Origin of the sequence: Hyphomonas sp. UBA4494 (assembly GCF_002388935.1) — a bacterium.
Classification (GTDB): Bacteria; Pseudomonadota; Alphaproteobacteria; order Caulobacterales; family Hyphomonadaceae; genus Hyphomonas.
Window position 1 is genome coordinate 91,611 of sequence record NZ_DGNK01000026.1, and the last position, 12,684, is coordinate 104,294.

Below are 12,684 nucleotides of genomic sequence, written 5' to 3' on the forward strand. Positions count from 1 at the left end.
TTCACCCGCCTCCAAACGGGCGGCATGATAGTCTTCAGCTTGCGACAGGCGTTCTGCGGACGCTTCACCGGCGAGATGGCCCATGCCTATAAGCGGGTCTGAGCCCACATAGTCGAATACTGTTTCTAGGTGGTCATGAAACAATGGCAGCCAGCCTTCCACGCCCTGCCGCCGGATGGATGCGCGCGCGGCTTCATAAGCCGGGTCGCCCGAAGGCGGTCCGAACGCGGCCAGGTACTTCTCGCGAAACCGCGCCAGCACATCATCGTCAAACAGGATTTCGCTGACCGGTGCAAAGGCGACGCTTTTAGCATCCCCTGTAGACCGCTGCGTTTCGGTGTCGAAGGTGCGGAGGGTTTCCAATGTGTCGCCGAAAAAGTCGAGACGATACGGTTCAGGAGAGGTCGGCGGGAAAATATCGATGATCCCGCCCCGAATCGCGAACTCCCCATGCTCGCGCACGGTGCTTGATCGCAAATAGCCATTTACGGCAAGATACTCGGTAAGTTCTTTCTGGTTCACGGACTGGCCGAGCGTGACCGCGAATGAAGACCGGCGTAGCACGCTAACAGGAGGCACCCGCTGAACCAGCGACGATGCGGTGGTGACCACCAGGATTGGACCCTGCTCCGGCTCATAGCGAGATAACCGCGCAAGTGCGGCGCATCGGCGAGCGGAGACTCCCGCTGTCGGGCTGACCCGATCATAGGGCAGCGTGTCCCAACTTGGCAGGTCGACCTGCTCCAGACGGGGCTCGGCAAACTGCGCCACCCGCCGCGCTGTGGCCGCTGTCTTGTCATCACGGGCGACATAAACTCCCGCCCCGCCGCGCTTCTGTAATGCGGCACAAAAGGCAATCAGGTCTGCACCAAACGGCGCACCAGAGAGGGCGGCCGGACCGCTGAGGGATTTCAATAGCTCTACAGGAGTCATGGGCACGAAACATTCGACAGAAATGGGAAGAAAGGCTGACTTAACCGCCTTGGGCGGCGTATCGGAACGCGATGAGTTGGTCCAGCACGGGACCGCGATGAGTCTCAGGCACAGGCTTTTGGCCAATCAGCCACGCATAGACCTCCCAATCCGGAACGCCGAGCAGACCCTCGAATTCATCAAGTTCTGATTCACCGAACGAACCAATATGCGCATCTGCGAACGAACCCATGAGAAGGTCCATTTCCCGGAATCCGCGTCGCCAGGCCCTGAATTTGAGTTTTCGGCGACGTGCTTCCATTCTTCGGCTCCTTTGATTTGCCAAACCATATAGAACGCGCAGCTGGAATAAACAGCGGCGATTGTGCAGCGCACCGCGCGCGCATAGTCTGGTTGGGATGCGGGACGAACGACTCTTTCCTTTGTTTGAGGGCCTGGACAGTTTGTCTGGTGTCGGCCCTAAGCTGAAGCCTGTGCTGGAGCGCCTGACAGGTGGCGACAGTATTTGGGACTTGTTGCTTCATTTGCCGGAGCGCTGGGTGGATCGTCGGGTAAAAGAATACATTGATGATGCGATGATCGGCGAGGTCTCAACCCTTCGCGGCGAAGTACATGCTTATAACGCACCCTATTCTGATCGATCTCCGCACAAGATCGTTCTGTACGATGGCACCGGATTTCTCACACTTGCCTTTTTCCGGGCTGACGGCAGATGGCTGCAAGGCCAATTTCCGATCGGCAAGGAGCGTGTCGTGTCTGGAATGGTCGAAGAGTTCAATGGCGAGCGCCAGATGACCCATCCCGATCACATTGTTGATCCCACCAAAGGCCCAATGCCTCCTGCTGTCGAACCCATCTATGGTCTTACAGCGGGTTTGACGAACAAACGTGTTCACAGCTTCGCCGTTCAAGCGCTGGATCATGTCGCCGATGATTTACCGGAATGGGCGGATCCCGACTTGGTCAAGGCGCGAGGTTGGTTGAGTTTCAAAGCGGCCCTGAGCTGCCTTCATGCACCGATAGAGTATGATCCCGAACTGTTTGAAAGGGCGCGCGAGCGATTGGCATATGATGAAGCGCTTGCGCGTGAATCAGCATTTGCGTTGGCTCGCGCAAGCCGCGCCAAACGGGCGGCGCCCGCTGTCCCGGTGAATGCCGGGTCACATCAGGCACTCTTACGCGCCCTTCCCTACAGACCAACCGGCGCCCAGACACGCGCATTCGACCAGATTGCCGCTGACATGTCGTCCACCTCCCCCATGCGCAGAATGCTTCAGGGAGATGTCGGCGCTGGTAAAACGCTGGTCAGTGCCATGGCCGCGGTTCAAGCTGCGAGCGCTGGTTTCCAGACGGCATTCATGTCTCCCACGGAAGTCTTGGCCCGTCAGCAATATGAAACCATGGATCGACTTCTGGCACCGCTAGGTTACACCGTCGCCGCGTTGACGGGGCGAGACAAGGCATCGACGCGCGAAAGCATATTGATGGGACTGGCCGACGGGAGCATCCACGTCGTTTCTGGCACCCAAGCCCTCTTCCAGCAGTCCGTCGCATTCCGCAATCTGGGTCTCGTCATCGTCGACGAACAGCACCGCTTTGGCGTGGCTGACCGCATGCGCCTCGCCGGAAAGGCCCTCAGTCCGCACATGCTTGTCATGAGCGCGACACCGATCCCTCGAACCTTGGCACAGGCGGTTCACGGAGATCTTGACGTGTCGATACTGGATGAGAAGCCACCCGGCCGCGTCCCCGTCGAAACCCGTGCGATCCCAGACACACGTCTGGATGAGGTAGTAGATGCCGTGAGTCGGGCGTTGCGTCGGGGCGAGCGCGCTTTCTGGGTATGCCCCAAGGTTGATGTCGACGACGATGACTCCACTGCCGTTGGCCGTCATGCGGCTCTGACCGACCAATTGAATGTGGCTGTGGGGCTTGTCCATGGTCGCCTCAAGCCTGCAGAGAAAGACGCCGCACTGGAAGATTTCCGCGCAGGGCGTACCAGGTTATTGGTCGCAACAACGGTGATCGAAGTAGGCGTCGATGTGCCAGAAGCCACGATCATGGTGATCGAGCGCGCAGAGGGGTTTGGCCTCGCCCAACTCCATCAGTTGCGAGGTCGCGTCGGTCGGGGTGATCGTCCGTCCTATTGCCTGTTGCTCTACAGGCCGCCTTTGGGCGAAACAGCGCATGAGCGGCTCGACACGCTCCGGCGCACAGAGGACGGGTTTGAAATTGCTGAAGCGGATTTCAAACTTCGTGGCCCCGGCGATATGCTGGGCTTGAAACAGGCTGGGGCCACAGATTATCGGGTACTCGATCTAGCGCGACACGCCCCGCTGCTCGAAATCGCAAAAAAGGACGCCGAAGCCATCGTAAGTCGCGATCCCCAGCTTTCTGGTGAACGGGGCCAGGCACTTCGGCTCGTTCGGGAACTCCTTACGCCCCGGATTCAGGCTCCGGCGACGGAGTAGATTGAGTCGATGGTGCATCGCCCTCTTTGATCGGCAGATGCTCGGGAACCACCAGACCGGCCGAAAGGATCATTTTAGCGCCCTCCTCAACCGTCATGTCGAGGCGTACGACTTCGCTCGATTCCACATACATCAAGAAGCCCGACGTGGGATTCGGAGTCGTCGGCACGAATACTCCTATAAATGCGGGCCCAAGAACCGTTTTCAGCTCGCCCTTCGCAGGGCTCGACACGAACCCAAGACACCAGGTGCCCTTCTTCGGGTACTCGATCAGAACACACTCGCTGAACTGTTCGGTATTGTTACTCGCAAAGACTTCAACCAGTTGCTTGAACGCCGAATAGACCGAACGGACGAAGGGAACACGGGTCAGAATGCGATCAGCCAGACTGATGACGGAACGACCGATGAGATTCGTCGCAATGCCGCCCAGCACGGTAAGAAACACGACGAGCACGATCAGTCCGAAACCGGGAACTGCGTAATTGAGATAAGTTTCAGGTTTCAGTGCCGCCGGCAGTAAGGGCACAACGCGCTTGTCGATTTCACTGATCAAGAATTGCAGAATCAGGAATGTCACGACGACTGGCAAGGCGATGAACATGCCTGCAAAGAAGCGCCCCCTGAGCCAGCCGAACAGGCTGACTCGTGGGGGCGGCTCCGTAGGAAGAAGTCCGTAATCTCTCTTTTTCGACTTCGGCATCAATAGTTTCCTTCGGCGTCCGGTCAGGGGTGACTTGGCGTTACGCCTTGGCGGGATGGGTGTTCCGCGCAATTGTGACAAGATGGGTAGCCAAGATCAGATTCTAAAGGGTTTACAGGCATGGGCCGGGCAATTTTACGGCGCTGACGCGACCGTTGAACGGCTGGTTCGCCTGTCAGGAGGTGCCAGTCAAGAGACCTGGAGCCTGGATGTTGAACAGGGCGGCAAAGTTGTCGACCTGATTTTGCGCCGCGTACCGGGCGGTGTCAGCGTTGCCCGCAATTCCGAAGCCATCGGCTTGGGCACGGAGGCGAAGTTGCTCTCCTGTGCTGAGGGAGAGGTTCCTGCTCCGAAAGTGGTTCAGGTATTCGAGCCTGACAGCGATATTGGCGAAGCGTTCCTGATGAACCGTATTCCGGGACAGACCATCGCCCGCAAGATTTTGCGAGATGACATCTACTCGGCCGCTCGCGGAAGACTGACAGAGCAGTGTGGCCAAGCGCTCGCCGCCATTCACCAGATTCCTCCGGAAGCTTTGCCGGATTTGCCCAAGAGCGGCGGCCTGGACCAACTTGCGAAATACGAAACCATCTATCGCGACTTCAACCTTCCACGCCCGGTATTCGAGCTTGCCATTGCCTGGCTGAAATCGAATCGACCGGACGAGGTCCCCCCGGTTCTCGTACATGGCGATTTCCGACTTGGTAATCTGATCGTCGATGAGACGGGGCTTGCCGCCATACTGGATTGGGAACTGGCCCATCTTGGTGATCCGCGCGAAGACATTGCCTGGCTCTGCGTCAATTCATGGCGCTTTGGTTATTCAAACAACCGCGTTGGCGGTTTTGGAGATCTGGATGAGCTGTTGAAGACCTATCAGACCGCGGGCGGTCGTACTTTTTCCACCGAGGAGATCGACTGGTGGGAAATCCTCGGAAGTCTGAAATGGGGCGTCATGTGCATGATCATGTACGATGCCTTCCGGTCTGGCGCCGATCCAAGCGTGGAACGTGCGGCCATTGGGCGACGCGTGTCCGAAACCGAGATTGATTTGATCAATCTGCTCGAGAAAAGGGCCTGATTAATGCACGACGCGCCTTCCCAGAAAGAGATGATCACGGCGGTGAAAGCCTTTATTGACGAAACCGCCATGCCCTCATTGACGGGGCACGCAGCTTTTCATGCGCGGGTCGCCTCGAATGTTCTCGCGACTGTTCTCAGAGAATTGGATATCCGGCCAAGCGCTGAAGCAGCCGAGCGGCAACGACTTGCGGCTCTACTCAATGCAGACTCCACCGCATCCGCTCGCAACCTGAATGAACAGCTTTGCACCCTGCTGCAACGCGGCGACATGGATCTGACCACACCTGGTTTGTTGGAACACCTCAAAACCACCACAATTGACCAGTTGTCTGTCGACCAACCGGCCTATTCTGGCCTGCAGACCGACTGACCTGTTTCACACAGGGCAAACTTCATATCAGGAATAGCAGATGAAACGTTTCACTGTATTGATCGCAATTGCGGCAGTGCTGGCTATTGGCGCTGGCCCTTGGGTTTGGAACACCTTCATCTCGCCGCGCCCTGAACTTGAACTGGATCCTCTGAAATATGCAGAAGATTCAAGCTGGTCTGCCCTCCCGGTGGAGGAAACGGCCCCTGTCTGGGTGGATGGTTGGGGCGTCGACGTGTTCCTCATCAGTGAAGATTCGGCCCTCAAGGGCACCACGCAATCGGAATTGCAGAAACGTGAACTCAGAGGGCGTCGTCAGGCCCAGTCACTGAAAGACCCCCTCGGATTGATTGGTGAGGTCTATGCCCCTCTCTATCGAGACAATGCGACCCATGACGACCTGACCCGCGCTTTCGAGTCCTATCTCCGACGCGACAATCGTGGTCGTGCCTTGGTCATTGCTCATGACCGCCCATTGCCGGAATCTATCCTTGCCCGCCTGGAACAAGACTCGTCCCTGCGGGAACGCTTCGGCGGCTTTCTGTCCATTTCAGACACCAAGGATGGCATTCCCCCGTTGGCTGTTTCAGGCGAACCTGCATCTGTCGATGAACCGCTTCCCTATTGCAGCGATCGCCTGAACGATGCGGCGAGCTGCCAAATTGTCGTGCCGGCGCACAAGAAAAAAGGTCTCTGGATTTTGACAAGCGAAGGCACACCCGGCGGTGACCTCATTACATCATTTCCAACCTGGCTCGACGAGAATGTTGGCAAGATGGCAGAGCCTCTCGGGGACTTCGAAGAGGTCGAGATTGTCGACATTCGCCGTCCCGGCGAGACCGACGATGAGCTCGCTGGCGACGAAAACTAGGCTTCAGGCTTTACAGGAACAGCCTTCTTGAAGGCTGGCAATGCCAGGCACTTCTCCGCCATTGCCATCAAGGCCGGATATGCTGACAAATTCATGTCGTATCGCTGGGCATTGTAAATCTGCGGAATGAGCGTGATTTCCGCGAGCCCGGGAGTTTCGCCAAAGAGAAAGGCTTTCGGCGCCCGCTTTGCGACCTGCAATTCCAGGGCATCGAAGCCCCGCCGGATCCAGTCATGATACCATGCGCGTACACCCGCATCATCAGCGCCATAATTGACCCTCAACTCTTTTAACACCGACAAGTTGTTCAATGGGTGGATGTCGCAGGCAATCGTGTCGGCAAATGCGCGGGCCTCGAGACGCTCGATCGGATCTGTCGGCAGAAGGGATGGTCCCGGCAATGCTTCTTCGATCCACTCCAGTATTGCCATGGACTGGCCGATGATTTGCCCATTGACCTCAATGGCCGGCACGCGCATTTGCGGATTCACTCCACGATAAGCGTCACCAAGCTGTTCATCTGCACCCGGAGCGATGTTGACCTGAATGGTTTCGTATGAGGCGCCCTTCAGATTCAGCGCAATTCGCAGCCGATAGGACGCCGAAGACCGCCAATACTCATAAACTCGGATCACTAGCAGAGCCCTTCCAGATCAAGCACACCCAACAAGGCCTCCCGGGCTTCTCGACACTCATTTGCGAACAAGGGATCGGCCAGATCCGCAGGGGCCAAACGGTCCCGATAAGTTCGTCGGACAACCTCCTGCAACTCGTCGATAGTTTCCTCATCCATCAACACGCCCTGGTGACAGGCATCGATCTCATCATCGGTCATGACAACCCGAAGTCTGAGACAGGCTGGACCGCCGCCATTCCGCATGGATTGTCGGACGTCGGCGTAGATAACCTTCCCGATTGGTCCATTGCTTTCGACAAGGCGTTCGCAATAGGCGCGCGTCGATTCAGTATTTTCCGTTTCTGTGGGCGCGACCAGCACGAGGCGATCTTCTTCGGGCATCTTCAAGAGCTGAGAATTGAATAGATAGGCGCGAATGGCGTCCTCAATGGGTACTTCTGCAAGTGGAACCATCACGGGCTTGAAGTCAAACAGGCCGGAAGACGCGCGTCGAATAGCATCCAGCGCGCCATTTCTGTCCTCGAATGCAAGTTCATGGAAGAACAGCGTATCCAACGCACCGACCGATACGACATCATTGTGGAACGCTCCGGCGTCGATTGCCGCACGGGACTGCCGAATGAAGACACAGCGATTGGACTTGAGCCCGTGCCCACGGGCGACCGATTCACTCGCCAACTTTGACTGACGCGATGGGAACCCGATCGTACTTTCACCTGCTTCGCGGCCATAGACGAAAAGTTCTACCCCCTCTTCCCCATGAGACGAACATAGGCGGACATGGTTGGCTGCGCCTTCATCCGAAAAATCTGGATGCATGGGAAGCGCACCATGGACCGCAAACTTCTCATCATTTGAAAAGATCGAGATCAGACTCGCGGTCGTGTCCGGATGTTCCTGCGCGCGGTGCAGCATGGTCGACAAGTTCGCCGTCGTCAGATGCAATCGGCCGTCTCTCGCATCTGCCGAAGGCGAGATAGTTGCGGCATTGGCGGTCCACATGCTCGAGGCTGAATACGCTGCCTTCAGCAGTCCGGGCGCCGTTTTCGAAGCCGCTTCAATGATCTGAGCATCCGTTCCTTCGAAGCCCGCCGAGACGAGAAGGTCAAAGTTCGGTCGTGGCAGAGGCGGAAGCACACCCTGAACAAGACCGTGTGCGATCAGCATCCGCATCTTTTCCAGACCCTGCAAGGCGGCCTCTCGCGGATTGGCTATATCACCCGCATTCGCCGCGCTCGCAAGATTTCCGTCAGACAGACCTCCGTAATTATGACTGGGTCCGATCAGTCCGTCGAAGTTTACTTCGTGCGCCACGCTCACAATCCTTCGTTCTGTTCTACTTTGGGAAACCTTGCGCGGTCATCCGCGTGGCAGTCTGAGATACCTGGCTGGCTTGTGGCCAAGCACTGTAATCTGCAGCATAGTAGGCACCCGGACGGAAATTTCCTGAGAGACCGGGCCCACCAAAAGGCATCGCGCCGCTGGCACCGGCAGTCGGGCGATTCCGATTGAGTATACCTGCCCGCATTTCCGAATGCGCCTGGATCCACAGCGCATCATCGTCGCTGATTAATCCGCCTGACAGGCCGTAGCGTGTTGCATTTGCACGTTCCAGAGCACTATTGAAGTCGGGTACACGAATAATCTGCATCAATGGACCAAACAATTCTTCATCCGGGATGTCCGTGGCATTCGTGACGTCAATCACACCTGCAGTCACAAAACCGCCGCCCCGATCCATCCGTTTCAGGCGGCGCAGGCTTTTCCCACCTTTCTTGGACAGCATCATCTGGAATTCGACTGCATTTGTGGCGGCTTGCTCGGAAACGAGTGGCCCCATGAAGATATCGTCTTCATCCCACGCTCCGATTTTTAACCCCTTGGCACGGGCTACAATGGCCTCAATCACAGCGTCCCCGAACGCCCCTTCCGGCAAGATCACCCGGCGCGCACAGGAACACCGCTGTCCAGTCGTAAGAAAAACAGACTGAGCCGCGATGTCAGCGGCGGCGTCCACGTCTGCGGGGTCCCATATGATCAAGGGATTATTCCCACCCATCTCAAGCGCAAGAATGACTTCAGGGCGACCCGCAAAATGTTTGTGAAAGAACACGCCCGTATTGGCAGAACCCGTAAACAACAATCCGTTGATATCAGCGTTCAACAACGCTCCGCCCGTCTCACGACCACCCTGAACTATGTTTAGTACGCCAGCGGGCAGTCCTGCCGCAGCAAATGCATCCGCCATGATGGCGGCGACGCTGGGCGCAAGTTCGGACGGTTTGAACACGCAAGTGTTGCCAGCCAAAAGCGCGGGCACAATATGTCCATTCGGCAAATGCCCGGGGAAATTGAATGGACCGTATACTGCCATTACCCCGTGCGCCCGGTGAGTCAGGTGCATGGAGCCAAATGCTGCTTCCTGGACTTTCCCGCCTGCGCGCTCCACCTGAGCTGCAATCGAAACAGCCACCTTGGCTTTCATAGTCGCAGCTTCACCGCGCGACTCCCAGAGGGCTTTACCCATATCCTTGCTGATGGCCTCGGCAATCGCATCGGTGCGCTTGCCAATCTCGTCCGCATAAGCCTCAAGGATTGCTGTGCGCTCGCTTTGCGGCATTCTAGACCATCCGTGAAATGCACGGCGTGCGCTTTCTACGGCATCATGTACGTCATCGGCCGTCGCGGAAGCACCTTCCCAAGCCACACCACCAGTTGCTGGACAGTAATTCTGGAATTCGTCTCCGCTTCCACGCCTCCAGCTCCCGTCAATCCAGACGGCGTCGTTCATCACTAACTCCTCACCCAGATTCGGGTTCTTGCTCCAGGCTTGATCTGAAGCTTTTCAAAAGTGTCTGCAGTCGTGACCGCAGTCTGATCGTCGCGCATTGCAATGGCAGCCTGGCACACGCGAAAGTCGGGCAACTCGTCGGTCGAAACCAGTCCTTGCTTGAATTCTGGTGCCCCTGCATCATTTGACACCTCCAGACGCACCTCCTGGCTCTCACGTATCGTCCGCAAGTGTCGCTTCTGCGTGGCGACCAATGGTCCACCATCAAATATGTCTACGGTGCGGTCGAATTCGAAGCCTTCCCACTGCAAGAGCTTGTACGCGCCTACGCCTTCAGAATGGCACCGCCCAATTACCTCACGTGCCTCTGGCGGCAACAGGTCCACGTAAATTGGGTATTTCGGCATCAAGTCACAGATGAACTGATTGTCCGTGGTCGCAGACAAGCGGTCAGCCTCGTCAAAGTCCATACGAAAGAAATGACGACCAAGGCACTCCCAGAAAGGCGAAACACCATTCTGATCAATCACGCCGCGGAGTTCCGCGAGCACATTGGTCCCGAAACGCGCGGGGTCGGTTGCCATCAACAAATAGCGTGATTGCGCAGCAAGACGACCTGCCCCACCCCCGCGATGATTTGCTTTCAGAAATAGCGTACCAACTTCCGTATACCCAACATATTCATTTGTCAGCACCAGTGCATCCATGTCGAACCGCATATTGCCAGCAGCTTGGCTGGCTTGAGACAGTGTGATGATCCGATAGTTGAAGAAAGGCTGGTCAATTCCTGTCCCAGCTTTTACCGCTGAACATCCGACCACCTCGCCCGTGTCGGCATCCTCCATCATCAGGAGGTACTTTCCATACTCGATCCGGTCCAGACGACCTGCAAACGCCTTCTCGGACTTTGAGAGTCTCTTTTTCAGAATACTCTCGTCGACTGGTAGGCTGGTAAACCCTGGGCCTGACAGTTCAGCGAGCTCCATCAGAGCTGGCAGATCCTCCAGCTTCGACGGGCGCATGACATAGGGTGTAGACATTTTACTGACCCATGAGTGATTTGATCCGGCGTGCATCCAGACGGCCATCTGCGAGTCGATTCAACAAAAGCGCTGACAGCGTCGCCCGCTCAGCAAAACTATCCGTTACCACATATTCTTCATTGGAATGAATGCGACCACCGCGAACTCCGAGAGTATCGACATTCGGGACGCCAGCAGCAAAGATATTGTTGCCCTCGCACACGCCCCCCGTATCGACAAATTCCAGTTCGAGGCCGATTGCCTGCCCAGTCGCATGTACCGCATCGAACAGAGCCTGCTGCGCGGCATTTCTGGGTTTTGGAGGACGGTAAAAGCCCCCGTGAAGATGACCGCTGATGCCATCGCGCGCGATCGCACGTTCAAACAGCCTGCGAACTTCAGACGTCGCCCACTCAGCACTCTCTGCATCCGGCGCGCGCGCGCCAAACCGAACGACTGCGAGATCTGGCACGATATTGACGGCGGACCCACCGTCAATTGAGCCGACATTCAGGGTAACACCGTCGCGTGTGCCATTCATCGCCTCCAGCCCGAGCACCAATTCGGCTGCTGCCTCTATCGCGCTGCGCCCCTCTTCTTTAGCGCGGCCAGCATGCGCCGCTTTACCGTGCAGCACGATGTCAAAAACAGCCGACCCCTTGCGGCCGCCCGACATGGCGCCGGTCTCCATAGCGGGTTCATACGTCATACCGATCATCGCACCGGACTTGGCGGCCCGGGTCAGATATTCAGCACTCGCAAAATTTCCGATTTCTTCATCCGGCGTCAGAACGATCTTGTATCCTAGTCGGTCTCGCAAAGATCCGGCTTCAAACGCTTTCAGCGCTTCCAACATCACGCACAGGCCACCCTTCATGTCCGCCATGCCGGGACCATTGAGACGCCCGTCCCCCAAGTCGGCCACCCCCTCGAAAGTGCCTTCCGGAAACACCGTGTCATAGTGCCCGGACATAATGACCTGTACGTCAGCTTCTGGCCGCGCGGTGACTTCAATGACAGGTCCTGTCATTTGAACTTCCGTCTTGCCGCTATCGGCCACGGCTTCGAAACCCTCAGTTTCGATGACATCAATATGGGCCTGCAGTTCTGAAAATGCTCCGGCCAGAACAGGCGCGAAGCTTTTAAGACCTGCTGTGTTCCAGCTACCCGTATTGATGTCAGACCAACTACAGGTGCGCTGCACCATGTCTTCGCTCGCGCTATTGAGACGCTCACGCGCGGCTTCATCTTCGCGGCTGAGTGATTGCAATGTATCCATGGTCTCTTGGTTTCACAGGAAACTAGGCCCGGCAAGTGGGATCAACACGGCCCCATACAAAAACGGCCCGGCAGATAACTGCCGGGCCGTTTGATGAAAGTGCGTCAGTGACTACTGAACAGTGATCACAACTTCCGAACGACGGTTCAGAGGCTCACGAACACCATCGCGGGTCGCTTTTGCAAGATCCGTTTCGCCCTTGGCTTCTTCGGTGATGATCGACGAATCGATACCACGGGAAGCGAGCGCACTTGCCACGATGTCAGCACGGCGCTGGGACAGGCGCTGGTTGTATGCGCTTGCACCGGACGTATCCGTGTGGCCTGCGATCGAAACAGTGTTCGGTGCACAACCGGCTTCGCCATTAATGTTAGCGACCGCTTGGTCGATAACGGCAGCCGCCTGGCTCGTCAGATCCGCACGATCCCACTCGAAATACACCACGAATTCCTGGTTGAGGCTGGAGCACACAACTTCAGGGGCATCCGTCGTCGTCGTCGGTGGTGGCGGCGGTGGCGGAGGCG

General features: G+C 57.0%; 12 protein-coding genes and 1 pseudogene. 4 read left to right on the forward strand and 9 right to left on the reverse strand.

Annotated features, from left to right (window positions below):
* Both B2P82_RS10210 and B2P82_RS10215 read right to left on the reverse strand, forming a co-directional pair.
* Positions 1 to 933: pseudogene (locus tag B2P82_RS10210) on the reverse strand (transcription-repair coupling factor); the annotation flags it as partial.
* Positions 934 to 973: 40 nt separating this feature from the next.
* Entirely contained in the window at positions 974 to 1,177 is a 204-nt protein-coding gene (locus B2P82_RS10215; RefSeq protein ID WP_414651608.1) for an FAD assembly factor SdhE, read from the reverse strand.
* A 154-nt stretch (positions 1,178 to 1,331) separates the two neighbouring features.
* Here B2P82_RS10215 and recG point away from each other — a divergent pair, with 154 nt between their 5' ends.
* A complete protein-coding gene (recG, locus tag B2P82_RS10220) occupies positions 1,332 to 3,404 on the forward strand; it encodes an ATP-dependent DNA helicase RecG (RefSeq protein WP_290496950.1) in 2,073 nt (690 codons plus the stop codon).
* Here the strand turns inward: recG and B2P82_RS10225 are convergent.
* Positions 3,370 to 4,107: a DUF502 domain-containing protein gene (locus B2P82_RS10225; RefSeq protein ID WP_206990449.1), complete on the reverse strand. Its 738-nt coding sequence runs from the start codon at positions 4,105 to 4,107 to the stop codon at positions 3,370 to 3,372. The genes recG and B2P82_RS10225 overlap by 35 nt on opposite strands.
* A gap of 82 nt (positions 4,108 to 4,189) precedes the next feature.
* Here B2P82_RS10225 and B2P82_RS10230 point away from each other — a divergent pair, with 82 nt between their 5' ends.
* The 3 genes from B2P82_RS10230 to B2P82_RS10240 are packed head-to-tail and all read left to right on the forward strand — an operon-like array spanning position 4,190 to position 6,431.
* On the forward strand, positions 4,190 to 5,188 hold the full coding sequence (locus B2P82_RS10230) for a phosphotransferase family protein (protein ID WP_290496951.1): 999 nt from the start codon (positions 4,190 to 4,192) through the stop codon (positions 5,186 to 5,188).
* A 3-nt stretch (positions 5,189 to 5,191) separates the two neighbouring features.
* Positions 5,192 to 5,560 carry a DUF6285 domain-containing protein gene (locus tag B2P82_RS10235; RefSeq protein WP_290496952.1) on the forward strand — a complete coding sequence of 123 codons (369 nt, stop codon included), beginning with the start codon at positions 5,192 to 5,194 and terminating at the stop codon, positions 5,558 to 5,560.
* Between the two features lie 40 nt (positions 5,561 to 5,600).
* Positions 5,601 to 6,431: a hypothetical protein gene (locus B2P82_RS10240; RefSeq protein ID WP_290496953.1), complete on the forward strand. Its 831-nt coding sequence runs from the start codon at positions 5,601 to 5,603 to the stop codon at positions 6,429 to 6,431.
* Here the strand turns inward: B2P82_RS10240 and maiA are convergent.
* The 6 genes from maiA to B2P82_RS10270 all read right to left on the reverse strand — a co-directional run.
* Positions 6,428 to 7,066, reverse strand: coding sequence for a maleylacetoacetate isomerase (gene maiA, locus B2P82_RS10245; protein ID WP_290496954.1), 639 nt, complete (start codon positions 7,064 to 7,066; stop codon positions 6,428 to 6,430). The two genes, B2P82_RS10240 and maiA, sit on opposite strands and share 4 nt — an antisense overlap.
* Entirely contained in the window at positions 7,066 to 8,388 is a 1,323-nt protein-coding gene (locus B2P82_RS10250) for an N-succinylarginine dihydrolase (RefSeq protein WP_349679744.1), read from the reverse strand. Before B2P82_RS10250 ends, maiA begins: the two co-directional genes overlap by 1 nt.
* Positions 8,389 to 8,404: 16 nt before the next feature.
* Positions 8,405 to 9,859, reverse strand: a complete 1,455-nt coding sequence (gene astD / locus B2P82_RS10255; protein WP_290496956.1) for a succinylglutamate-semialdehyde dehydrogenase — start codon at positions 9,857 to 9,859, stop codon at positions 8,405 to 8,407.
* 2 nt (positions 9,860 to 9,861) lie between these two features.
* Positions 9,862 to 10,899, reverse strand: coding sequence for an arginine N-succinyltransferase (astA, locus tag B2P82_RS10260; protein ID WP_290496957.1), 1,038 nt, complete (start codon positions 10,897 to 10,899; stop codon positions 9,862 to 9,864).
* 1 nt (position 10,900) lies between these two features.
* Positions 10,901 to 12,160 (reverse strand): hydrolase, encoded by a 1,260-nt coding sequence (locus B2P82_RS10265; protein WP_290496958.1) that lies wholly within the window; start codon positions 12,158 to 12,160, stop codon positions 10,901 to 10,903.
* 111 nt (positions 12,161 to 12,271) lie between these two features.
* Positions 12,272 to 12,684, reverse strand: a 413-nt coding sequence (locus B2P82_RS10270; protein WP_290496959.1) for an OmpA family protein, incomplete at its 5' end; no start/stop codon positions are given.

Bases quoted from the DNA above. Each gene is read 5' to 3' on its own strand.
- B2P82_RS10215 (WP_414651608.1), bottom strand. From the start codon at position 1,177: ATGGACCTTCTCATGGGTTCGTTCGCAGATGCGCATATTGGTTCGTTC.
- recG (WP_290496950.1), top strand. From the start codon at position 1,332: ATGCGGGACGAACGACTCTTTCCTTTGTTTGAGGGCCTGGACAGTTTG.
- B2P82_RS10225 (WP_206990449.1), bottom strand. From the start codon at position 4,107: ATGCCGAAGTCGAAAAAGAGAGATTACGGACTTCTTCCTACGGAGCCG.
- B2P82_RS10230 (WP_290496951.1), top strand. From the start codon at position 4,190: ATGGGTAGCCAAGATCAGATTCTAAAGGGTTTACAGGCATGGGCCGGG.
- B2P82_RS10235 (WP_290496952.1), top strand. From the start codon at position 5,192: ATGCACGACGCGCCTTCCCAGAAAGAGATGATCACGGCGGTGAAAGCC.
- B2P82_RS10240 (WP_290496953.1), top strand. From the start codon at position 5,601: ATGAAACGTTTCACTGTATTGATCGCAATTGCGGCAGTGCTGGCTATT.
- astD (WP_290496956.1), bottom strand. From the start codon at position 9,859: ATGAACGACGCCGTCTGGATTGACGGGAGCTGGAGGCGTGGAAGCGGA.
- astA (WP_290496957.1), bottom strand. From the start codon at position 10,899: ATGTCTACACCCTATGTCATGCGCCCGTCGAAGCTGGAGGATCTGCCA.
- B2P82_RS10265 (WP_290496958.1), bottom strand. From the start codon at position 12,160: ATGGATACATTGCAATCACTCAGCCGCGAAGATGAAGCCGCGCGTGAG.